The organism is Marinilabilia salmonicolor JCM 21150, from assembly GCF_000259075.1.
Classification (GTDB): domain Bacteria; phylum Bacteroidota; class Bacteroidia; order Bacteroidales; family Marinilabiliaceae; genus Marinilabilia; species Marinilabilia salmonicolor.
The window spans coordinates 43,932-67,276 of the sequence record NZ_AJKI01000020.1 but is presented as its reverse complement, the minus strand read 5'-3'; the positions used below and the strand labels follow the sequence as shown (position 1 = coordinate 67,276).

The 23,345-nt window shown below is 42.1% G+C and carries 17 protein-coding genes; 14 read left to right on the top strand and 3 right to left on the bottom strand.

Annotated elements, in window-relative coordinates:
- The first annotated feature begins 362 nt into the window (after positions 1-362).
- The 5 genes from W7W_RS0111135 (at position 363) to W7W_RS22910 (ending at position 4,339) form a co-directional block, all read left to right on the top strand.
- Complete coding sequence (locus tag W7W_RS0111135; protein WP_010663839.1) at positions 363-827, top strand: GAF domain-containing protein; 465 nt, start codon at positions 363-365, stop codon at positions 825-827.
- Positions 828-866: 39 nt separating this feature from the next.
- On the top strand, positions 867-1,586 hold the full coding sequence (locus W7W_RS0111130; protein ID WP_010663838.1) for an SDR family oxidoreductase: 720 nt from the start codon (positions 867-869) through the stop codon (positions 1,584-1,586).
- A gap of 4 nt (positions 1,587-1,590) precedes the next feature.
- On the top strand, positions 1,591-1,950 hold the full coding sequence (locus tag W7W_RS0111125; RefSeq protein ID WP_010663837.1) for a dihydroneopterin aldolase: 360 nt from the start codon (positions 1,591-1,593) through the stop codon (positions 1,948-1,950).
- Positions 1,947-2,318, top strand: a complete 372-nt coding sequence (gene folK, locus W7W_RS0111120) for a 2-amino-4-hydroxy-6-hydroxymethyldihydropteridine diphosphokinase (RefSeq protein WP_010663836.1) — start codon at positions 1,947-1,949, stop codon at positions 2,316-2,318. Before W7W_RS0111125 ends, folK begins: the two co-directional genes overlap by 4 nt.
- Positions 2,319-2,437: 119 nt before the next feature.
- Positions 2,438-4,339: a methyl-accepting chemotaxis protein gene (locus W7W_RS22910; RefSeq protein WP_010663835.1), complete on the top strand. Its 1,902-nt coding sequence runs from the start codon at positions 2,438-2,440 to the stop codon at positions 4,337-4,339.
- A gap of 104 nt (positions 4,340-4,443) precedes the next feature.
- Here the strand turns inward: W7W_RS22910 and W7W_RS0111110 are convergent, their stop codons facing one another.
- A complete protein-coding gene (locus W7W_RS0111110; RefSeq protein WP_010663834.1) occupies positions 4,444-7,200 on the bottom strand; it encodes a hybrid sensor histidine kinase/response regulator transcription factor in 2,757 nt (918 codons plus the stop codon).
- A 292-nt stretch (positions 7,201-7,492) separates the two neighbouring features.
- On the opposite strand from W7W_RS0111110, the gene W7W_RS0111105 reads away from it, so the two are divergent.
- The 7 genes from W7W_RS0111105 to W7W_RS0111075 all read left to right on the top strand — a co-directional run bounded on the left by W7W_RS0111105 (position 7,493) and on the right by W7W_RS0111075 (position 19,493).
- On the top strand, positions 7,493-9,025 hold the full coding sequence (locus W7W_RS0111105; protein WP_010663833.1) for a glycoside hydrolase family 32 protein: 1,533 nt from the start codon (positions 7,493-7,495) through the stop codon (positions 9,023-9,025).
- 31 nt (positions 9,026-9,056) lie between these two features.
- Entirely contained in the window at positions 9,057-10,409 is a 1,353-nt protein-coding gene (locus W7W_RS0111100; protein ID WP_010663832.1) for a sugar porter family MFS transporter, read from the top strand.
- A 272-nt stretch (positions 10,410-10,681) separates the two neighbouring features.
- A complete protein-coding gene (locus W7W_RS0111095; protein ID WP_010663831.1) occupies positions 10,682-11,563 on the top strand; it encodes a carbohydrate kinase family protein in 882 nt (293 codons plus the stop codon).
- A 58-nt stretch (positions 11,564-11,621) separates the two neighbouring features.
- Entirely contained in the window at positions 11,622-14,756 is a 3,135-nt protein-coding gene (locus tag W7W_RS0111090; RefSeq protein ID WP_010663830.1) for a SusC/RagA family TonB-linked outer membrane protein, read from the top strand.
- An 11-nt stretch (positions 14,757-14,767) separates the two neighbouring features.
- On the top strand, positions 14,768-16,453 hold the full coding sequence (locus W7W_RS0111085; RefSeq protein ID WP_010663829.1) for a RagB/SusD family nutrient uptake outer membrane protein: 1,686 nt from the start codon (positions 14,768-14,770) through the stop codon (positions 16,451-16,453).
- A 35-nt stretch (positions 16,454-16,488) separates the two neighbouring features.
- On the top strand, positions 16,489-17,679 hold the full coding sequence (locus W7W_RS0111080) for a DUF4960 domain-containing protein (protein WP_010663828.1): 1,191 nt from the start codon (positions 16,489-16,491) through the stop codon (positions 17,677-17,679).
- A 287-nt stretch (positions 17,680-17,966) separates the two neighbouring features.
- Complete coding sequence (locus tag W7W_RS0111075) at positions 17,967-19,493, top strand: glycoside hydrolase family 32 protein (protein WP_010663827.1); 1,527 nt, start codon at positions 17,967-17,969, stop codon at positions 19,491-19,493.
- A 240-nt stretch (positions 19,494-19,733) separates the two neighbouring features.
- Here the strand turns inward: W7W_RS0111075 and W7W_RS23510 are convergent, their stop codons facing one another.
- Complete coding sequence (locus W7W_RS23510) at positions 19,734-19,910, bottom strand: hypothetical protein (RefSeq protein WP_010663826.1); 177 nt, start codon at positions 19,908-19,910, stop codon at positions 19,734-19,736.
- Between the two features lie 93 nt (positions 19,911-20,003).
- Complete coding sequence (locus tag W7W_RS0111065; RefSeq protein WP_010663825.1) at positions 20,004-20,963, bottom strand: substrate-binding domain-containing protein; 960 nt, start codon at positions 20,961-20,963, stop codon at positions 20,004-20,006.
- A 289-nt stretch (positions 20,964-21,252) separates the two neighbouring features.
- Here W7W_RS0111065 and W7W_RS0111060 point away from each other — a divergent pair, with 289 nt between their 5' ends.
- A complete protein-coding gene (locus tag W7W_RS0111060; protein WP_010663824.1) occupies positions 21,253-21,825 on the top strand; it encodes an RNA polymerase sigma-70 factor in 573 nt (190 codons plus the stop codon).
- Between the two features lie 438 nt (positions 21,826-22,263).
- Entirely contained in the window at positions 22,264-23,238 is a 975-nt protein-coding gene (locus W7W_RS0111055) for a FecR family protein (RefSeq protein ID WP_025007118.1), read from the top strand.
- The last annotated feature ends 107 nt before the right edge of the window (positions 23,239-23,345 follow it).

Below are 23,345 nucleotides of genomic sequence, written 5' to 3'. Positions count from 1 at the left end.
TACTTTATGGACAGACTCTATTTAAACTGTGAATGTTGCTGTTATATTTATGTGTCCCAAATTACGATGAAACTAAAAGATAATCAATAGCAATTATTATTGCATTCACTTGTCTGTTGGATTGAAATAACTCCTGTAACCAGGCGTTACCGCTTGCTTGCAGGTATTAGTGGGGGATAAAGAGAAGAAATGAATTAGGTCAAATTTTGTCTTGAAACATTTTTATTTTTCGTCCCTCTTGTCTTTTGCGGATAATCTTTATATTTACACTATTCGCCTTTTTGAATTACCGAAAAGGTTTGGTTTATAATTATATAAGGATTCATTTTATATTCAGATAACTCTAAAAGAGAACAATACACATGTCAAATAAAAACAAAACAGGAAGATATCAAAGAATATACAATCAGGTTGAAAAGTTGATACAGGCCACTGAAAGTCCATGGTCTCGTATGAGTACCATTGCTGCATTACTTCACCATAAGATGCCTGATTATTTCTGGACCGGATTCTATTTTGTAGATGATAAAGAGGATTTGATTGTGGGGCCGTATCAGGGACCTGTGGCATGTCTGAAATTGAACAAGGACACCGGTGTATGCTGGGCGGGAATCAATAACCAAAAGAGTGTGGTTGTTGGTAATGTGGAGGAGTTCCCCGGGCATATAGCTTGTTCTTCACTCAGTAAATCCGAAATAGTGGTCCCGGTTCGTGATAAAGCAGGAAAAGTGGTTGCTGTACTTGATGTGGATAGTCGGGAGTTGAATACTTTTGATGAGACGGACCGTGTGGGGTTGGAGACGATTGTGAATTTAATTTATCGATGAAGGCAGTAAAAACCGACTGACTTGCCAAAACGGAAATTTATGAGCCGAACAGTTTTGATTACAGGAGGTGCCCGGCGCGTAGGGGCGGGAATTGCCCGGCGTTTGGCCCGAGAAGAATGGGAAGTGGTGATCCATTACAACCACAGTCGGGATGATGCAGAAAGCCTTTCCAAAGAGCTTCAGGAATCTTTTCCTGACAGGGAATTTCCTGTTTTGCAATGCGATTTGTCAAATCCCGAAGCTGTTTTGAGTTTATTCAGTCGTTTGCCTGATAATTTTCAGCACCTTGATGCTTTGATTAACAATGCCAGCACCTTTAATTCCGGTAAAATAGTGGAGACTTCCCCTTCTTTTTTAAAGAAGGAGATGGCCGTCAACTTTGATGCCCCGTTTTTTCTACTACAGGCTTTTGCAAATACTTTTGGGAAGGGGGCTGTTGTTAATATGTTGGATACTAAAGTGGTTAAAAATGAGGGTGGGCATGCGGCCTATCTGCTGGCAAAGAAAACCCTTGCTGAGCTGACCCGTATGGGAGCTCTTGATTTTGCTCCGGATATTCGGATAAACGGGGTTGCACCAGGACCTGTGCTGCCACCACCCCGTAAAGGCAAAGATTACCTGAAGGATATAGTGGAAAACACACCCTTGAAAAAACAGGTTGCTGTGGATGATATAGCTTCCTCTGTCTCTTTTTTGTTAAACAATCCTTCTGTCACAGGCCAAATTATTTTCTGTGACAGCGGATCTCATCTTTTGTAAGGTTATGGCTGCTATTTCAATCAAAGATCTTTTGTTGCGTACCGAAGTCGGCTTCAATCCTCATGAACTTGGAAAGAAGCAGGATTTGTTGCTGAATATTCTTATTCAGTATGATTTGCAGGGAGAGCAAAAGAGTGACACCCCTGATGAGGCTTTGAATTATCGGGATATTTGCAAACAAATTATCACTCTTGTCGAGAATCGTCAGTTTAATTTACTTGAAAAGGTGGCTGACGAAGTGGCAGACCTGATTCTTAATATACCCAGAGTTGAGGAGGTGTCTGTGGAAGTGGACAAGCCTCATGCTTTGCGTTTTGCAAAAAGTGTTTCATTCAGTCTTACCAAAAACAAATCGGAATTGTGAGCAATGAAACTATTATAGCATTGGGGTCGAACATTGATGCCCAACATAATATTGGAAAAGCCATTGACCAACTTCAAACACATTTCCAATTAAGAAAAGTAGCCGGACCGATTGTTACTTCCCCCATCGGCATTACCGACCAGCCCGATTTCCTGAATGCTGTTGCCCTGATACAAACGGCTCTCTCCATAGAAGAATTGGTGTCTGTTCTAAAAAAAATTGAGAATGAAATGGGACGTGACCGTTCCCGTGCAAAATTTGGTCCCCGGGAAATTGACCTGGATGTTCTTATTTGGAATGGGGAGGTCGTGGATGATGACTATTATGAACGGGATTTTTTACGTCAGCTTGTTGCGGAGTTGAAGTAACTATACTTCTAATAATTTCGTGCCGATTAAACTTTCTTGTGCTTTTTTGTGAATCTTTTTTTATTCTTTGTCGTTTCAAATGGCTGATAAAGTAAGGTTTACAAAGCTATTTTTTGAACATGGCACGATTTTTTTCTAATTTTCGCATTCGAACCAAAGATCTTAAGATTTCTACCCGCCTTAATTTCATCCTTGGAGGAATTATTGCCTTTTTTATGACCATCCTGGCCGTTTACTCATATTTTTCGCTGGGTAACACCATTAAAGAAAGTGCTGCAGTTACAGCTTCCGACCGTTTGTTGTTCCTGGAGGAAATGGTTTTATCGCATCGGGAGAATGTGGAGAGTGAACTGGACCAATCCATAAAAGTGGTTAGGTATTTGTTTCAAACGAACATTGTTTCCATTGAAGAAGATCAGGTTGTTTCTTATGAAGCTATAAATCAAATGTCAGGGAACAGTGTCTCTGTCGAATTACCAATTTGGTATGTGGATAATGAGCAATTACAAAATAATTCAGATTTCGCAGATTATTTGAGTGACCTTAGCGGAGGAACGGTAACCATATTTCAAAAATTTGAGGATGGATTTCTGCGTGTTGCCACCAGTGTTTTTGATGAATCGGGCAACCGTGCTACCGGAACATTTATCTCAAATGAGTCGGAGGTTGCTCAGACCATTGAACGGGGAGAAACTTTTCGAGGATCTGCTTTTGTTGTTGACCAAAGCTATCTGTCTGTTTATGAGCCATTAATTGTTGGTGGAAAACTTCAGGGGATGCTTTTTGTTGGTGTCCCCGAATCAGACTTTAGCGGTATTGAAAATCTGGTCGCCAATCTGAAAACCGAGCAGGAGGAATTGGGGTATTTTAATGAAAAAAAGGAATTTTTGATTGCTCCCCAGGATTCTTCGGGATGGAACACTTTAATGGATCAACTGATACATTATCAGGCTCAAACAGGAACCACCAGGGAATTAACTTCTCCCGATGAATGGTCTGGTTATATCTATCTTCCTGAAATGAATGGTTATTTGACCTATCGACTTAATCGGGATTATATAGAGGGACGTGTGGGAGAACTTGTGTTTACAGTGGGTGGTTCTGTGTTTACCATTTTAGCCATTATTCTTGTCTTTCTTTTTTATCAGTCGCGTGATATCTCTTTTGGATTTCGCAGGGCTGTTTCTTTTGCCACCGAAATGGAGAAGGGAGACCTGACCATACAAAGTCATGAAGACCGGAAAGATGAAATCGGTATGTTGGGGGCCTCATTGAACAGCATGGTAAATCGTCTGAGAATAGTTGTGCAGGGCATTGAAGAGCGGGCAAGAAAGATAAATAATGCAGGAAACGAGATGAATAAGGCCTCTGTGGAGATGTCGGAAGGTGCCAATGTGCAGGCCTCCGCATCAGAAGAGGTTAGCTCCAGTATGGAGGAGATGGTTGGGAATATTCAGCAGAATTCTGACAACTCCTTGAAAGCGCGTGAAAATGCTCAAAAAATGACCAATGAAATATTGAATGGTGTAAAAATGTCGAAGGAGACACGTGAGTTGATGCAGAAAGTTTCCGAGCGAATTGTTGCCATTAGTGATATTGCCCGTCAGACCAATATTCTTGCCTTGAATGCGGCTGTGGAAGCAGCCAGGGCAGGTGAACATGGTAGGGGGTTTTCTGTGGTTGCGGCCGAAATCAGAAAACTTGCTGAAAGAAGTCGTTCCGATGCCGACATCATCACTGCTCTTGTGGAAAAAAGTACAAATATGTCAGAAGAGACAGAATCGAGGCTTTCTGCTTTAGAACCCGAGTTGAAAGGAAATTTGGAGGCAATGGATGAGATTACGGCTGCCAGTCGCGAAATGTCCCTGGGGGCCGAGCAGGTCAATAGTGCCATTATGGAGCTGAACCGTATCACCCAACAAAGTGCAGCCATCAGTGAACAGGTTTCATCAGGAAGTAGTGAACTCTCTTCTCTGGCTGCTCAAATGCTTGAAGAGATTAGTTATTTTAGGGTTAAATAGGAAAGGTTATTTTGTTGTAAGGCAGATGGTTGGGGAGATTAGGCATCTGCTTTCCCGGAAAACGGAACTTCTTTAAAGTAATCAGAACGGTTTATTAACTCTTTTCATTCTTCAATAGCCTCTGATGGTGTCTTTCCAAACTCTTCCCTGAATTTTTTGGTGAAATAGGCGGGTGAAGTAAACCCCACGTCCAAGGCTATTCCTGAGATGTTTCCTTTCTCATTCCTGAGTCTTTGCATCCCTTTATGAAGCCTGAATTTGTTGATGTATTCTGATGGGGTGTAGTTGGTCAATGCTTTCATTTTTCGATAAAGGTGGATCCTGGAAAGCCCAACGATTTCACTCATTTTCTCCACGGAAAAATCCGGGTCGGTGTACCATTTTTCCAGTGTTGAATGTAATTTGGAGAGAAACTTCTGGTCTATTGACGGGGTGTGATCATTTGTTTCATCGGAATAGAAATTGCCGATGTTTTGTTGATAATGGCTGCGAAGTGTTCTGCGCAGTTCAATGAGTTTTTTTATTCGGACTTTGAGGTATTTGGGGTCAAAAGGCTTTTCTATATAGGCATCGGCCCCGGTTTCAATGCCTTCTGTTTTTTGCTCCATGCCGGCCTTGGCTGTAAGCATGACGACAGGAATGTGACTTGTTTCAATATTGTTCTTGAGGTGGCCGGTCAGCTCGGTACCGTCCATTTCAGGCATCATGAGGTCGGTAAGTACCAGGTCTGCTTGTTTCTTTTCAAGTAAAGAAAGTGCGGCCTTCCCGTTGGATGCTGTTTCGATGAAATAGTCGGAGGACAATAATTGAAGAAGATAGGATTTGAGTTGTTCATCATCTTCCACAATGAGTAAATTTGGTTTGGGCTGACCGGTATCTGGGAAGAAATCATCTGAATTTTCATCTTTATTGACTTCATCGATAACCGGTTGAGCAAAAATGTCCGGTGCTGTTTTTAAATTATTGGTCGCCTGCAGGTCTTTGTTATCAGGAAGGATAATTGTAAATATACTTCCCGTAGGGGTATTGTCTGCAACAACGATTTCTCCTTTGTGAAGGTCAATAAAACCCTTTGACAAAGAAAGACCGATTCCTGTTCCGGCAGAACGGTGCTCGTCCTGCTGGTAAAAAGGTTTGAAAATTTTTTCTTTTTTCTCCTTAGGGACTCCCGGTCCTGAGTCGGCCACAGCAATTTTTATTTTTGTATCATCAATAGGAGAAACATTAATTCTGATACTCCCGTTTTGAGGCGTGAATTTAAAGGCATTTGAAAGAATATTAAAAAGAACTTTGTCTATTTTATCGACATCCAGGTGGATGATTCTGTTCGTTGAAGGACAGTCAAATGAGAAATCAATGTTTTTTTGGCGGGCCAGCGGGATGAATGCGTTATATATTTCTTCGATAAGCTGATGAAGGTTGACTTCGGAGATGTTTAGTTTGAGCTTACCGGCGTCCATTTTTCTGAAATCCATGAGTTGATTAATCAGCCTTAACAAGCGATCACTGTTTTGCCTGACCAGCAATAGATTATTCTTCACAGACGGAATCTTATCAATATCCTGAGACGAGAAAACCTCATTAACGGGTGCCTGAATGAGTGTTAACGGCGTTCTGAATTCGTGGCTTATATTTGTAAAAAAGCTCAGTTTAGCCTGAGTGGCCCTTTGAACCTCTTTGTTCATTTCCCTGATTTGGTGGTTTTGATTTTGAAGTTGTTCCTTTTGGTTTTCAATGGCTTTGTTTTTATGGTCTAACTCGGCATTTCGTCGGCGAATCATGGTGTAATAATAGGCAAGCCAAAGCGATAAAACGACCAATAGAGCAAGACTGATTAATGCCACATTGAGCAGGGAACGCTGGTCATTAAACTGGATTTCCTGCTCTTTAATGCGGCTTGTCTGGCGGTTCAAAATATCCTGAAAAGCCATCACCTGATCCATCTGAAGCCGCAAAACTGTTACATTGGAACTATCAACTACTGATGTCCCCAGAATGTTTTGTTTCTGAAACGTTTTTCCTGTCAGGATATCTCTGGCCACTTCGATGGCTTTTTTTCCTCCGGTAGGATAGATGAAAGAAGCTTGTAATACCCCTTGTTCCACCAGTTCCATCCCCAGGTTTGGTAGTGCGTCAATACCTACCACAAAGAGGTTGTTGATGTTTAGTGAGTCTGCCACTCTCCTTGCACTTTGTGCCATCACATCGTTGTGCCCGAAAACAATGTCAAAATGATGCTGATTAAATGCTTCCTCCGCCTTTTGGGCTGCTATTTCAGGCAACCATTTGCCTTCAACACTTTCTTTAATTTTTAAATCAGGATATTTCTTCAGTACTTCCATAAAACCGCTGTTACGGTCTTTGGCCGGACTGGAGCCGTCCATGCCTCTAATTTCAAGAATTTCTCCTCTTCCGTTATTCATATTGGCAATGTAGGAGGCTACATCTTTGCCAATTTGGGTATTGTCGGCTCCTACAAAGGCGGTGTAATTATCTGAGTTTATCTCCCGGTCAATGATTATGGTGGGGATTCCCTGATTAAAGGCTTCTTCGGCGATGGGAGTGATGGGCCCCGATTCATTGGGCGAAATGATTAACAAGTCCACGTTCTTATTAATTAATTCCTGAATCTGAAGCTCCTGGCGTCTGGTGTTTTCTTCTGCATTAAGGATGGTTAGCTGAATATCAGGGTATAATGCGGCTGTCATGACCATTTCTTTATTCATCGTCTCTCGCCATACGTCACTGGCACACTGGGAAAATCCGATGTGAAAAGTCTCTTTTTTCTCTTTGTTGCAGCCGGTAAGGATAGAAAAAAGTATTGCACTTAATATAAAAAGGGGAATTAGGTAATTTTTCATAAAAGTGATTGGATTGAGATTGGCAAATTAAGGAAAATTAAAACTAATTCAGTGGAAAAAAGGAAATGAATTTAGGTGTGATGAACTGTTTTTCGAAATGGGTATCACTCATGTTACAATGCGTGTAACACCTGTTATTGTTAAGGGATAAACGGGGATGTTGGAAACAAAATTGATAGGGTTGGTAACATCCGGGATAGGTGGGTTGTTGGTAACATCTTTATGTTTGTGTTAACGAAAATTTGCAAAAGCAAGATAAGACAGGTTTAAAGGTTTAACAAAAAGAGACGTTATGAAGAAATTATTGATTTCACTATTCATTGTACCGATGATGTTATCGTGTACAGGGGTGAAAAAAGAAAATGCTAATCGTTCGGGAGATTACATGAATGAGCCCTGGAGACCTCAGGTCCATTTTACTCCTGAAAGTCAGTGGATGAATGATCCCAATGGTATGGTTTATCATGAGGGTGAATACCATTTATTTTATCAATATAATCCTGATAGCACGGTTTGGGGTCCCATGCACTGGGGACATGCAATCAGTAAAGATTTGATTTATTGGGAGCATCAGCCGATAGCGCTTTATCCCGATTCTCTGGGGACGATCTTTTCAGGCAGTGCAGTTGCGGATGTCAACAATACTTCCGGATTCGGAAAGGATGAAGAAATTCCGCTAGTCGCCATTTATACCAATCACAGCCATGAAAAAGAAGCCAATGGTGATATCGATTATCAGACTCAAGGTATTGCTTATAGTGTGGACAATGGCAGAACATGGGAGAAATACGAAGGCAACCCCGTATTGGATAATCCCGGAATCAGAGATTTCAGAGACCCGAAAGTAATCTGGCATAAAGACAGAGAGGAGTGGATTATGGCGCTGGCAGTGAAAGACCGGGTCTCTTTTTATTCATCACCTGATTTAAAAAACTGGACTTTTGAAAGTGACTTTGGCGGTGGTGTTGATCACGGAGGCGTGGTTGAATGTCCTGATCTTTTTCCGATGACGACTCCTGATGGAAAAGAGAAATGGGTTTTGCTGGTGAGTTTAAATCCGGGTGCGCCTAATGGCGGGTCAGGAACAAAGTATTACATCGGTGATTTTGACGGAACAGAGTTTTCTTCCGACTGGCCTGCTGAAAAGGAAGTGTGGCTGGACTACGGAAAAGACAATTATGCCGGGGTAACCTGGTCCAATGTGCCGGATGAAAACGGAAGTCGCCTGTTTATAGGATGGATGAGCAACTGGCAATATGCCAATGTTGTGCCCACCGAAAAGTGGCGTAGCTCAAATACATTGCCCCGAAAACTGACATTGAATGAAGATGCTTCAGGCAATTTCTTTGTGCATTCCGAATTTGTGGAAACACTGGACAAAATAGCTGCTGAATGGGAAAAAGATAATGAACTTCTATCTGTGAATTCTGAAAAATTCCCGGCTTACCAATATCAGATGAATGTGGAGACGAATGAAAGCTCACTCTTTGAAATTGCATTGAAAAATACAAAAGGAGACAAGGCCGTTTTCCTGTTTGATTTGGAAAAAGGCTTACTCACTTTCGACCGCAGCAATTCGGGCCAAACAGCATTTCATGAAAATTTTACCGACCTGGTAACTGCTCCTCTTGATTTCGGGCCAGTTACAGAGATAGAGATGGTTGTGGACCAGTCTTCCATTGAATTATTGGTAAATGGAGGACGATTGCAGATGACCAACCTGGTATTTCCACAGGAGCTTTTGAATAATGTGGAATTAGTTGAATCTGCTCAAACCAAAGTGGTGTCATCGCAGGTACGGGGATTAAAATCTATTTGGAAATAAAGGCCAATTCAATTGGCATAAATATAAGGATATGAAAATTGAGAAAAATTTGTTGTGGGCCATCATTGTAGCAGTGATGGGGAGCTTGATTTTTGGAATTAATATGGCAGCCATTTCCGGGGCGGTCTCTTCCATAAAGTCACAGTTTCTTTTGAGTGAATTTCAAATAGGCCTGGTGGTCAGTGCGCTGATTATAGGGTGTATGATTGGTGCTTTTACTGCCGGTTCGTTATCGGAGAAAATCGGACGAAAGATGGTGTTGGTCATTACCGCAGTTTTATTTGGTGTTTCAGCCGTTTGGAGTGGATTGGCCAACTCTATGATAGCCTTGTCGCTGGCAAGAGTAATCGGAGGAGTCGGTGTGGGAGCCGTTTCTGTTATGGTACCCACTTATATCAGCGAAATTTCACCGGCCAGAGTCAGAGGAACCCTGGGAACTTTTAACCAGCTGGGGGTTGTAATCGGGATATTGGGTGCTTATGTGTTTGATTATTACATGATAGGGACCGATGAAGGTTGGCGGTGGATGCTGGCAAGTCCTTTGTTTATTGCCATTCCCTTTCTTGCCGCTATGTTGATTAAGTTTCCGGAAAGTCCGCGCTGGCTCATCTTAAAAGGATACAAGGATGAAGCACTGGGCGTTTTGAAAAAAGTTGCCGGAACAGCGAATGCTCAGAAAGAGTATGACTCTATTCTGACAAGGATTGAAGAGGACCAGAGGAAGTCAGGAAAAGGGGTGAAGTTTTCATCCTTGTTTAAAGGTAAGTTGGGCAAGGTTGTATTTCTGGGAATCATGCTGGCAGCCTTTCAGCAGATCACCGGCATCAATGCAATCATTGCTTATGCTCCCACCATCTTTAATCAAACCGGTGTGGGAAGCGACATGGCTTTACTGCAGGCCATTATGGTTGGGGTAGTAAATTTTCTGTTTACCCTGGTTGCCGTTTGGCTGATAGACCGGATTGGCAGGAAGAAGCTGTTGCTCATAGGAACAGGGGGTATGACCGTGTCTCTTCTCTATTTGGTTTTTGCATTTCTGACCGGACGAGCAGACAGTCTTGGTGTGTTGATATCAATTCTTGGATACATCGCCTTTTTTGCCGCCTCTCTGGCGCCTGTAATGTGGGTTGTTACTTCTGAAATATATCCCAATAAGATTCGCGGAATAGCAATGTCGGTTTCTACCGCAGTAAGTTGGGTTTGTACTTTCATCGTGGTGCAGTTTTTCCCCTGGATGCTAAACGGTCTGGGCGGAGCCGCAGCCTTCGGATTCTTCCTGGTTTTCACTGTGGTAGCCTTTGTTTTTATTTTGGCAAAAATACCGGAGACCAAAGGAAAATCACTGGAAGAGATTGAGTTAGAGTTAGGATTGAGAGAAGAATAAAACCAAAATACCCGTTGCCTGAAGTCAACATGTTAAACCGGGTGTTTGCCCGCAAAAAGGCAGCACTTACCTGTCGGGCTAAGGGTTTGTAATGAAATGAATTGACAGATTTAACGAAGTTATTTTGTTCTTTACCGACTTGAAAATACTGCGAATAGCGAGCTATTTAATGGGTTTTCAAGGAAGTTAAAGAGCAAAAGAACAAGTTTAAAGCGGCAAGTTATTTCGGCACAATCCCTAAGGGCAACGGGTAGTTTCCAAAATAAAAAGTCATGGAGAAAAAAATTGTAGTCGGAATAGGAGAGATTCTGTGGGATCTTTTACCCGAAGGCAAACAATTGGGCGGGGCACCTGCCAATTTTGCCTGGCACGCTCAACAATTGGGTGCGCGTGGGGCAGCAGTCAGTGCTGTTGGAAATGATAAAGAGGGAGATGAAATATTGAAGATTATTCAGGAGCGAAACCTGACGAATGGTATTTCCCGTGTTGATAAACCAACAGGAACGGTGGATGTAAAGTTGGTGGACGGAGTTCCTGATTATGTGATAAATGAAAATGTTGCCTGGGATTTTATTGCATTGAACGATGTGGCTAAAGAGGCCATTGTGTCGGCAGATGCCATTTGTTTTGGTTCCCTGGCACAGCGCTCCGAAGTTTCCTCCAAAACCATTCAGCACGCTTTAGAAATGGCTCCCGAGAAATGTATTAAGGTTTTTGATATCAATCTGAGACAGTCTTTTTATAGTCGCCAGATTATCGAAAGCTCGCTGGAGCATGCTACTGTATTCAAAATTAACGATGAAGAATTGGATGAGCTGAGAAAACTGTTCAATATGTCAGGAAATGATGTGTCGATTTGCCGGCAGTTTCTGGATAAATACAATCTGTGCATGGTGGCCCTTACCAAAGGGAGTGAAGGAAGTATCCTAATTACCCGGGAGGAGATGTCGGAAATGGAAACTCCGAAAGTAGAGGTCTCAGATACGATAGGAGCAGGAGACTCTTTCACTGCTGCGATGACCGTTGGGTTACTGGCAGGTAAGTCTCTGAAAGAGATTCATCGCTCTGCCATTGAAATCTCGGCGTTCGTTTGCACCCGGGCCGGTGCAATGCCGGTGATTCCGGCAGAGCTGGTGTCCGGTATTAATCAGTAAAGTATTCATGTTATGAGAATTGAAATAAATCTATATAGTCAACTTAAACAGCAAGATCATGAAAAAAAATCGAAATTTTAGAACCTTGAAAAGGGGTTTGCTCATAATGGCCTTTGTGGGGCTGTTTATCCCCGGGGTCATGGGCCAGGGGGTTGAAGTCACCGGAAAAGTCATCGATTCAGAGGGATATCCTCTGCCCGGCGTTACCATTGTGAAGGCAGGAACAACGGAGGGGACTATTACCGATGCAGAAGGACAATATTCCATTAATGTGTCGGGAGATGAAACGCTCGTATTTAGTTTCATTGGAATGAAGACTGTTCAGGTTCCTGTGAATGGACAGCGAACCATTAATGTAACACTGGAACAGGAATATGTGGATTTGGAACAGGTGGTAGTGACCGGTTACTCTTCACAGAGACGTTCTGATATTACCGGAGCCGTTTCTGTTGTCGAGGTGGATGACATGATGAAAACTCCGGACAGTAACCCGATAAAAGCATTGCAGGGACGGATTCCCGGTGTGCGCATTACTTCAGATGGTAGTCCAAAGGGAAATGCCAGTATCAACATTCGCGGAATCAACTCTTTGCGGTCAGATAATAATCCGCTTTATATCATTGACGGTGTTCCTACTCAGGCAGGTATGCATGAATTGAACTCCAACGATATTGAGAGTATCCAGGTGCTGAAGGACGCATCGGCAGCCAGTATTTACGGTTCACGTGCCGCCAATGGGGTAATTGTTATTACTACCAAGAAGGCCAAAGAGGGTAAAACGGTTGTTGAATTTGATGCATACCTATCCTCATCTTATTACAACAACAAGATTGATGTGTTAAACACAGAGCAATACGGGCAGGCTATGTGGCAGGCCTATGTGAACAGGGGCGCTGAACCCAATACCAATAATATGGGGTATGAATATGATTGGGGCTACGATGGAAACGGAAATCCTGAGCTTAATAAGATTTTACTGCCGGCTTACCTGGATGCAGCGCAAACCATGCGACCAGCTGATACTGATTGGTTCTCAGAGGTTACCCGCCCGGCACTTATGCAGTCGTATAACCTCTCTTTGAGTAACGGAACAGAAAAAGGAAACTATTTTTTCTCTGTGGGTTATCTTGATAACGAAGGAATTGTTAAACACAGTAATTTCAGCCGCGTTTCCACTCGGATGAACTCCGAATACAAGCTTTGGGATGATAAACTGACCATTGGTGAAAATTTCACTTTGAATATGACTCAGGAGCTGGAAGCCAATGCCGGAGCTGCAATAGACCAGGCCATTCAAGCCTTGCCGGTTATTCCCGTTTACACCGAAGATGGTGGATGGGGTGGCCCTACGGGAGGAATGAACGACCGTGATAATCCCCTCAGGGTACTGGACGCCAATAAAGATAACAGTTACCGCTACTGGCGTACTTTTGGAAATGGTTATGCCAATCTGGAACCGATTGAAGGATTGAATATAAAAACCAGCTTCGGATTGGATTACGGGAATTTCTACAAAAGAAGTTTTACCAGAAGCTATCAGGCCGGATTTCTTAAAAACGACCGAACCGCTGTTGATATGCAACAGGGACACTGGTTGAAATGGACATGGACCAATACAGCCACTTACAACCTTCAGACAGGAAATCACAATGTTGACTTTCTGGCCGGTACAGAAATGTTCCGGGAAGAGAACATAGATTTCAATGCCACAAAAGAGGGCTTTGATGTGGAAACCACTGATTTTATGTGGCCCAACACCGGAACAGGCGATGCCAGAACCACCGGTGGTTCAATTGGTTATTCTCTTCTTTCATATTTTGGACGGGCCGATTATTCCTACGATAATCGATATATGGCATCAGCCACAGTAAGATATGATGGTTCTTCCCGTTTCGGAGAAAATAATCGCTTCGGTTTCTTCCCTGCCTTCTCTTTAGGATGGAGAATAAGTCAGGAGTCCTTTATGGATAATGCCGATTTTGTTTCTGATTTGAAGTTGCGTGCCAGCTGGGGCCAGACTGGCAATCAGAGTTATGACGGATATTATGGAACACTAACCTCTTTTGTTCCCGATTATGGTATTGCTGACCCTACCTGGGTGATTATTCGTGGTACTGCTTATGATATCGAAGGCAAAGGAACCGGCCAGTTGCCCTCAGGATTTAAAAGAGAGCAAATTGGAAATCCGGATTTGAAATGGGAAACTACTACCCAGAGCAACATTGGTGTGGATTTTGGCTTCCTGAAACAAACCATTTACGGAACCATTGAGGTATATCAGAAGGAGACTGAGGATATGCTTGTTACCCCTCCATATATTGCGGTAATCGGCGAAGGCGGTAGTCAGACTTTCAACGGGGCTTCCATGAAAAACACCGGTTTGGATGTATCTCTTGGGTATCGTGGAGAGATGAGCAACGGGTTGTCGTACGACATCAGTGGAAATATCTCCGCATACAAAAATGAAATCACTGAACTTCCGGAATATGTGTGGAATGCCTACAGTACTGGCGAGCAGGGAGGAAATATTCTTGGACGTCCCATCGGGTCAATGTTTGGATATGTTACTGATGGTCTCTTCAGAAACCAGGAAGAGGTGGACAATCATGCCGTACAGGATGGTAAAGGTTTGGGCCGTATCAGATACAAAGATTTGAATGAAGATGGCTTTATTACCGAAGATGACCGCGCCTGGATTGGAGACCCGCATCCTGATTTTACTTATGGTTTGAATATCAATCTGGAGTATCGTCAGTTTGATTTGAGTCTATTTGCCGAAGGGGTTCACAATGTGGATTTGAATGTGCATGCGATGAAAACCTTTACCGATTTCTGGAGTGTAAGAGAAACCGGCTCCAATAAGGGAACCCGCTTATTGAATGCCTGGAGTCCGGCCAATCCTGATTCGGATATTCCGGCTCTTCAGTCAACCAATATCAATAACGAAGGACGATTCTCCACTTATTATGTGGAGAACGGGTCGTATCTGAAACTGCGAAATGCCCAGTTTGGCTACACCCTGCCGGAGAGTATCTCCTCAAGAATCAGAATGCAACGATTCAGGGTTTATGTTTCCGGTCAGAATTTATTCACAATAGCCAGTAAGGACTTTACAGGTGTTGACCCTGAAAACACCGGATTCGGATATCCGAAACCCATTTCATTCACTTTTGGTATTAATGCTACATTTTAAAAAGAGGAACGATGAAAAGAACAATTATATATTTTGCAGCAGTGTTGGTGGTGCTTTTCAGTGGTTGTAAGGACAGCTTTCTGGAGCAAACACCACAGGGAGTACTCGACGAAAGTCAGGTAACCTCGCCCGATGAGATTGACAAACTGGTGATTGCCGCATACTCAATGTTGGGCAACGACCATTACGATGTGCCATTCAGCTTGTGGCCTTATGGCAGTGTGAGGTCTGATGATGCTTACAAAGGAGGCCGGGATGAGGCGGATATTGATGATTTTCACTTTTATGAAATCTCTGAGAATATGCGTCTGGATGCCGGGCCCACAGATGGTATGTGGTTCAACCTCTATGTTGGTATTTCCAGAACCAATGCAGCGCTCAGGGTATTGAACTCTGTGACAGAGGAGCAGTATAAACAAAAAGCAGAACGCACAGGAGAATTGCGTTTTATCCGGGGACATTTTTATTTTCTATTGAAGGTCTTGTTCAAAAATGTGCCCTATATTGATGAAACCGTTCCTGCAGAGGATTATGAGACCATCTCCAATACCGCACTGTCCAATGACGAATCATGGTCAAGGATTGCCGATGATTTCCGGTATGCTTACGAAAACACCCCGAAACAACAAGATGAGGTTGGGCGTGTTACTAGCTATGCCGCTGCTTCTTACCTGGCACGTGTACTGCTTTATCAGGCTTACCAGCAGGATGCACAACACAACGTCACAGGGGTTGACCAGGCGATGCTGAATGAGGTGCTTCAGCTTACTGAATATGTCATGGGCTCTCCCTACACCCTGGAGCCGGATTTTGCCAATAATTTTATTCACGGTTCGTATGAGAACGGCCCGGAGGCCATTTTCTCCATTCAATTCTCCCATGATGACGGAACATTTCACGGACGTCTGAATTTCTCAGATGTGCTGGCAACGCCACAGGGGCTTGGCTGCTGTGATTTTCATAAACCAAGTCATAACCTGGTGAATGCTTTTAAAACACAGAACGGACTGCCTGCTTTTGATTCCTATAACGATGAACCTTATGATGAAGGAATCCATTCTGTTGATCCGCGGTTGTACCATACTGTAGCGATACCCGGTTATCCATTTAAATACAATGACAACCAGATTTATGAGGAGAGCTGGAACAGAAATCCCGGGATTTACGGAGTTTATGCCTCATTGAAAGAGAATGTTGACCCCGAGAGCGATGCCTTCATAAACATTGACCCATTTTATGGAAATTCGAAGAACCGCATCATTATACGTTATGCTGATGTATTGTTGATGCGTGCCGAAGCACTGATTGAACTGAACCGGGAAGATGAAGCGCTGCCGTTGATAAATGAAATCAGAGCAAGAGCACAGGTAAGTACTCCCAAAATTGAGTATGCTCCTAACTTACAAACAGCCTTATATCAAGACGGAGTGAATTGCGACTGGACCAATGATTTTGCACGGAAAGCTCTACGCTGGGAGCGAAGACTGGAATTTGCCATGGAAGGTTACCGATTCTTCGACCTGGTGCGCTGGGGAGTTGCGGATAGTGTTTTGAACGAGTATTATGAGTCTGAGGCGCAAAGAATCACCTATTATGAAAATGGGGATTTTGATAAAAACAAGGATGAATACCTTCCTATTCCGCTTCAGCAAATAAACTTTAGTAAAGGACTTTACGATCAAAATCCAAGTTATTAATCAGTTGTAATTCAGCAATTAAAAAAATATTTGTTATGAAACGAAATATAGTAGCTTCAGTAATGGTATTTCTTTTGGCGGGGGGACTTTTTACCTCCTGCCAGGAGGAATGGACAGCCAGCAATCTTGAGCTTGATGGAGAGGCCCAAATAATGAGCTTTTCGGTAAATGGCGTTGAAGGTGAAATCAATGAAATTGATGGAGAAATTAATGTTCAGGTTCCGGATGGTACAGATTTGACCAGCTTAAATGTGGAGATTGATGTGCCTGCAGGTGTGGAGATGAGCCCTGAAATTGGAGATGTAATGGATTTCTCGGAGCCTGTTTCCGTGAGATTGGTTAACGGAAACGTCTATAACGATTACATCATAAATGTCACCGAGTTGTTTTATATTGGATTTCTTAGTGCACATTCGAGTGTTGCAACCATCGAAGACGATGATGAAAAAGCGGCCGCTGAGTGGTTTTTCTCTAATTATGAAAATGGTGAATTTGTAACCTTTGAGGAAGTTCAAAACGGAGAGGCAGATTTGTCAAAATATCGTGTACTCTGGTGGTACTATGATCAAAGTGCTGAACTGCCCGGGATTGCTTTGGATAATTCGGTTCTCAGTGCCGTGAATGGCTTTTATAAAGGTGGTGGCGGATTATTATTGAATTCGCATGCCTGTAGTTATTTGTGGGATTTGGGACGAATTTCCAGTGAGTTTGCTATGGTTATTGGTTCGGGTGAAGGTTTTGATAACCCTGACACTTGGGGTATTGGTGTTACCCTGGATGCCGAAAATGGGGGATGGGCTCATAATGTAAGCAATCATCCTGTTTATAGCGGAATTTCTATGAATGTTGATGATGATGGGTATATGTGGTTCCCGGTTATTGGTCCCGGTTGGAAAGAAGACCATAATCATGTGATAGAAAATGTTCCCGGATACTTTGGTGTCGGGCCCAATGATAATCCCGAGATTTATCAGGCGTTTACTGAGGAACTGCAGGCTGAATGGCTTGGAGTGTGGGGCGGAATTCGGGATTACTGGATGGCTGGAGTAGTGGAATTTCTGCCTACCGAAGAATATGGTGGAAAGGCTATATATCAGGGAATTGGTGGATTCGAATTCAACCAGAATGCACTGGGTGAGCTTAATCCTGACGGCGAAAATCCTCATCACGGAAATATTCAAAAGTTCACCAAGAATGCCATAAATTATCTGGCACGCAGAAATTAAAATAAGTTTTTATGATGAGTCTTTTGAAAAAAAGGCTATAGTTTAAAGTAGCGTTTTTTTCATTAGAGATTGCTTCGGGCATAGCCCTCGTAATAACGGAACCTACCGATAACAGAGAAGAGGTTGGCAGATGGCAGGGCGGAGAAGCCGCCCTGCCATCTGTCAACCTCTTCCATAAAAAGTGAAAGAGCGTCATTGCGATCCCGATGAGGAACGAAATCGGGAGAAGCAATCTCTAAAAATATACATACGACTATAAACTTAAGCCAAAAATAAAGTTTAAGACTATGAAACTTAAATCAAAAGATATGAAATTATTGTTGTATTTGTTTCTTTTTGGGTTTGTTACACTTTCTTGTGATAATGATGAAATAGATTATGAAAACGAGGAGGTACAGGCTGATTATGAAGAAAAGTATCGGCCTCAAATCCATTTTACCGCAGAGAAAAACTGGATCAATGATCCCAACGGGATGGTTTATCTTGATGGTGAATATCATCTTTTTTATCAACACAACCCATTGGGAACTAACTGGGGAAATATGAGCTGGGGACATGCCGTTAGTGAAGATTTATTTCACTGGGAGCATCTTCCGGTTGCAATATTTCCTGATGATCTGGGAGCAATATTTTCGGGGAGTGCTGTGATTGACAAGAACAACACAGCCGGTTTTGGGGAGAATGCAATGATTGCAATTTATACTTCGGCGGGGGATAAACAGGCTCAATCGCTGGCTTATAGTACAGATAAAGGGCGATCCTTCAAAAAGTATGCAGAAAATCCGGTAATCCCCAATCCCGGAATTAATGATTTTCGTGATCCTAAAGTCTTCTGGCACGAAGAGTCCGAAAAATGGGTCATGTCTTTGGCGACCTATAATTCTATTACGTTTTATGGTTCCGCCAACCTGCTGAATTGGGACAGACTGAGTGCGTTTGAATATTATGAAGGCTTGCCTTATGGTGTTTGGGAATGTCCCGATTTGATATCAATGGACTATAATGGTGAGGAAAAATGGGTGCTGATTGTCAGTACCAATGGCGCACCCAACGGGGGAACCGGCACGCAATACTTTGTTGGTGATTTTGACGGGAATGAGTTTATTCCTGACAATGCTCCTTACCCTTTGTGGCTCGATTACGGAAAAGACAATTATGCAGGAGTGACCTGGAGCAATGAACCTCAGGGCAGGAGTATTTTTATGGGGTGGATGAGCAATTGGGAGTATGCCGGACAAACACCTGCTTCTGTATTCAGAGGTGCAATGACACTTCCCAGAGAGCTTTTTCTTGACACTTATCCGGACGGGCATCTGATCGTTGGTTCTAAAATTGTAGAGGAGATTAATGTGATATCCGAAAATGAGACTGGATTATTTGACGGTCAGGTGACGAATAATGTCAATTTGGATATAGATGCTCCTGATGCTTATGAATTATCGGTTTCCATTAGCGGGTTTTCGAATTCAGGAAATATTCTGAAGTTGCAAAACTCCAATGGTGAACTTGTAACGATTGGGTATGATATTGAACGGAGAATGTTAACTTTTGACCGGACCGAATCCGGAACATCGAACTTCTCAGGTGCTTTTCGCAAATCAATTGAGAGCCCGGTCGATTTTCGGGAGGAGATGCTAAATCTTCAAATAATAGTCGATCAGAGTTCTGTTGAGATTTTTGTCAATGGTGGTCTTTCCAGTCAGACCAATCTGGTTTTCCCTGAGGAAATCTACAATGAGTTGGTATTAACCGGGGAGAATAATTCTTTTTATGCTGATGTGAAATTCAAATCACTGAAGTCTGTGTGGAAATAATAATACTCTGTTATCCCGAAGTTTCGGGATTAGAAGTAATTAATAATCAATGGTTTACACAAACTACAATGCAGTACATAACTCTCTCATAATAAAAACTTTGCGTCATTGTGTCTTTGCGTTTATATTCTTTTTAACGGACTATTAAAATAAGAAAATGATATAAATAAGCAGGGGCTGTCCAAAAAGTATTGGGCAGCCCCTGTTTGTTTTATATCAATCAGGAAATCAGGTGTTTTCTTACCCAATATTCCCCAAAATCTTCTCCTCACTGGATATTTCTCCACCGGCCAGCAACATGGCTGTGTCAATTAATGCCAGGTGGGAGTAGGCTTGCGGGAAGTTCCCGAGCATTCTTTTGGTTTCAAATAGTTTCGAAATCCAGATTTTCACTTGATTGGATATGGTAAGAGTCATGCACTTTAAGGTATTTACAAAAAGGGCATGCCGGCTCTCTAATTCACTAATTAAATAATGCGCAGTGCTTAATATAGTCCATATCGGCTTGTATTAATTGTTTCTGTATTCCTCAACATTCTTCCGGGTTATCACTTCTGATTTGATCCTTACCACCGGAACATCCTTTAATCCATTGAAAACTTTTCCACTGATGTGCTCTTCAGTAGTTTTATTTTCCAATAAATCTCTAACTATTTCTGCTGCTTTACCCGCCAGTTTATCATAGGGGTGGTAAACGGTTGCAACCTGTTGTCTGTTCGCAATGTTTTCCAGTGCGATATTATCACCATCCTGACCAACAACAAAGACTTTAAAGGCAGGATCTCTTTTGGTTATAAGTTCAATACTGGCGTTTGCCATGGCATCATTCCCTGCAATAACTCCGTCGAGGGGATAAACCTGGAGTACTTGCTCCAGCTCGAATGCTGCATTATCTGCATTCCAATCTTCGATGTATGTATCGTAAACTATTTCTAACTCATTATTTTTTTTGTGTTTACGAATGGCTTCGTCTATGGCATTTTTTTGCTCCACCGCGTTAGGGTCCATCTTATCTCCGGCCAGGAGTGCTATTTTCCCCGTTTTAACACTGTCCAGAAGACAGGAGGCCATGGAGTTTCCGATGAAGTAATTGTCGCTATAGATTAACATTTCTATATCTGCATTCATGATCATCCTATTGTATGCAACCACGGGAACACCCTCGTTGTTTGCCAGATCGACAATGTTATGTGCTGTGTTTATGTTCACAGGAATTACGACCAGAATATCCAGTTCTTTTTCGAGCATTTCTTTGGCTCGTTCGTACTGGAGTGCATGGTTTTCTTCACAATCTTCCAAGAGGACCTCATAACCATAAGCTTCCAGCTGCTCTTTAAAATAACCGGCTTCTTTTCGAAAGCGTTCCACATCAAATGAAGTGGCTAGAAATCCAACTTTTCTGGATGAGTAGTTTGATGTACATCCGGAAATAAAGAGAAATACGAATAGTATAAAAATTAAATTTTTCATGATTGAAGTATTATAGAAGTAAGAGATATAAATTTAGAGTATGTAGTTCTGTTTTAATATCAGCTGGGTTACCAATACTGTAAATGATGTGTCAAAACTGAAAGGGATGGTTGATTTTTATGGATATTGCTACAGAAGTAATCTTTTACGTAACATGGGTTATAGCGGGTGTATTTGGGGGTAGATGTCCTATTCGTAGAGCAAAAGAATGAAGCCCGCTAGGATCAGCAATGCATAATATTTTTATATATTTGGGCGTTGTAAATAAATGTTAATTAATCCGCGCTGAATGTCCTTGCAACTCAAACATCATGATGAAGTCAGATTCAGAGAATTACTGGATCAATATTTTTTGAGACTTAAGAGATTTGCTGCTTCTTTTCTTAAAGAGGATGCTCTGGCTGAAGAGGTTGTTATGGACGTTTTCCTCAAACTTTGGGAACGACGGGAAACGCTGGATCAAATAGAAAATCTGAATACTTATCTTTTTGTTGCGGTACGGAATCTGTGTTACAATGTTCTTCGCAGAGAGCATTATTTGCACACTGACTCATTAGATGATGTAGAGGTGGAGCTTACTCGTTATGCAAATACGCCTGAGGATGATTTGATTTCTGAGCAAATGCTTGAAACACTGAACTCTGCTGTGGAGGAATTGCCGGCAAAATGTAAAATGGTGTTCAAACTGCTGCGCGAAGAAGGACTTTCCCGAAAGGAAACTGCCCAGGTTCTTGGAATATCTGCCAATACCGTGGATAATCAGATTGCCATTGCCGTGCGCAAAATCGGCGAAACGTTGGGCATGGATCTGACGATTAAGAAAAACTACTCCGGCCTACAATCCTTTTTATTGTGTCTGTAGCAAATTATTCATTCTTTCTTTTAGTCCTGGCTAAACTACTATAATGTTGTTGTGTTGAAGGTTTTATGTAATAGTCTGGGGCAGCCTTTCAGGAAAATAGAAATGAACATTTACCCCTCTCTTCCTGATCGCAAAGTGACCACGAAGAGGGAAGGCGTGGGGGTTACCTCTTAACACAGTGTATTTTCGATGGCGATTTCTCCCAGACTTTCCGCCTTTTTACATCTTACCTGTCCTATTTATAAGGTCGGTGAAATACCATATTATGTCCTTGTTTGATATTTTTTCTAAAAGTATAATTGCTTTTGAATAAATATTTTGTGAAAAATGAATAATAAAATCTCTTTTTTATTTAGTAATATTCTCAAAAATATGTGTCCTTATAATAAATGGTAGATTAGGTTTTCAAAATTTGTCAATCACGACAGTAAGATAACAATGAAACGAGAAAAAGATATATCAAAAATAATCGGCCGTCATATAATGGTTGCATCTACTGATGAAGAGAAGGAAGAATTAAAGAGATGGCGGTCAAATGAGAAAAATGAGATCGAATATCAGAGGCTGAAGAAACTGATTCAACATCGTTATTTTAAAAAGAACGAGGAAGCGGATTCTGTTCCGATTAATGATTTTTTTAATCGTGCCAGACTTACTCAGTCTAAAAAACGAACCTTGAATTGGTGGAAAGTGGCTGCCTCTGTGGCAATTATCCTGTCTGTTGGGTCAATGATTTCTGACTATTTTTACCTTTTTGATAATACTCAGATTGAGCTGGTTGCTGATTCAGGTCAACGAACAGAAGCAGTTTTGCCTGATGGAACCCGGGTGTGGTTGAACAACAGTTCTAAACTGGTATATGAACAACATTTTGGCCGTCAGAGGAATGTACAGTTAGACGGGGAGGCCTTTTTTCAAGTGGCAGAAGATGTGACTAGTCCTTTTGCAGTAGAGACAGGTGGAATGGAAGTGAGGGTGACCGGAACTCAATTTAACGTAAAAAATTATTCTAATGATAAGTCCGTCGAGGTTGCACTCGAGGAAGGAGCTGTAAAAGTCAGGTCAGACGTTGGGGAAAAGATTTCGCTGGAACCTGGTGACTTTTTGACCATGAGCAAAGAGACTTTTCAATTTGTGAAACAGCGGGGTGATGTTAGAAATAGTTCTGCCTGGAGAGATGGAGAGATGGTCTTTAATAATGAAGATTTTGACAATCTTATTACCCGTCTGGAAAGGTGGTATGACATACGTATAGATTACCGGCAGGAAGATTTTAATGGTATTCACTATTCGGGTACCATTAGGAATCTGAGGTTGGATCAGGTATTTGAATTTGTAAATCTTACCGTTCCCATTGAGGTGGAAATGAAACCCAATCATATCGTGTTACATAAACAGAAGTCTAACAAGTAAAAATCCGAATCTATGAATTAAAAACAAACGGGGAATGCTCCAACATCCCCCGTAATGAATTGCTTCAACTGCTGCTCCAACAGCATTGAAGTTGGTTTTAATTGTGA

What these genes read in the sequence shown, in the direction of transcription:
- W7W_RS0111135 (WP_010663839.1), top strand. Translation starts at nt 363, where the DNA reads ATGTCAAATAAAAACAAAACAGGAAGATATCAAAGAATATACAATCAG.
- W7W_RS0111130 (WP_010663838.1), top strand. Translation starts at nt 867, where the DNA reads ATGAGCCGAACAGTTTTGATTACAGGAGGTGCCCGGCGCGTAGGGGCG.
- W7W_RS0111125 (WP_010663837.1), top strand. Translation starts at nt 1,591, where the DNA reads ATGGCTGCTATTTCAATCAAAGATCTTTTGTTGCGTACCGAAGTCGGC.
- W7W_RS22910 (WP_010663835.1), top strand. Translation starts at nt 2,438, where the DNA reads ATGGCACGATTTTTTTCTAATTTTCGCATTCGAACCAAAGATCTTAAG.
- W7W_RS0111110 (WP_010663834.1), bottom strand. Translation starts at nt 7,200, where the DNA reads ATGAAAAATTACCTAATTCCCCTTTTTATATTAAGTGCAATACTTTTT.
- W7W_RS0111105 (WP_010663833.1), top strand. Translation starts at nt 7,493, where the DNA reads ATGAAGAAATTATTGATTTCACTATTCATTGTACCGATGATGTTATCG.
- W7W_RS0111100 (WP_010663832.1), top strand. Translation starts at nt 9,057, where the DNA reads ATGAAAATTGAGAAAAATTTGTTGTGGGCCATCATTGTAGCAGTGATG.
- W7W_RS0111095 (WP_010663831.1), top strand. Translation starts at nt 10,682, where the DNA reads ATGGAGAAAAAAATTGTAGTCGGAATAGGAGAGATTCTGTGGGATCTT.
- W7W_RS0111090 (WP_010663830.1), top strand. Translation starts at nt 11,622, where the DNA reads ATGAAAAAAAATCGAAATTTTAGAACCTTGAAAAGGGGTTTGCTCATA.
- W7W_RS0111085 (WP_010663829.1), top strand. Translation starts at nt 14,768, where the DNA reads ATGAAAAGAACAATTATATATTTTGCAGCAGTGTTGGTGGTGCTTTTC.
- W7W_RS0111080 (WP_010663828.1), top strand. Translation starts at nt 16,489, where the DNA reads ATGAAACGAAATATAGTAGCTTCAGTAATGGTATTTCTTTTGGCGGGG.
- W7W_RS0111075 (WP_010663827.1), top strand. Translation starts at nt 17,967, where the DNA reads ATGAAACTTAAATCAAAAGATATGAAATTATTGTTGTATTTGTTTCTT.
- W7W_RS23510 (WP_010663826.1), bottom strand. Translation starts at nt 19,910, where the DNA reads ATGACTCTTACCATATCCAATCAAGTGAAAATCTGGATTTCGAAACTA.
- W7W_RS0111065 (WP_010663825.1), bottom strand. Translation starts at nt 20,963, where the DNA reads ATGAAAAATTTAATTTTTATACTATTCGTATTTCTCTTTATTTCCGGA.
- W7W_RS0111060 (WP_010663824.1), top strand. Translation starts at nt 21,253, where the DNA reads ATGTCCTTGCAACTCAAACATCATGATGAAGTCAGATTCAGAGAATTA.
- W7W_RS0111055 (WP_025007118.1), top strand. Translation starts at nt 22,264, where the DNA reads ATGAAACGAGAAAAAGATATATCAAAAATAATCGGCCGTCATATAATG.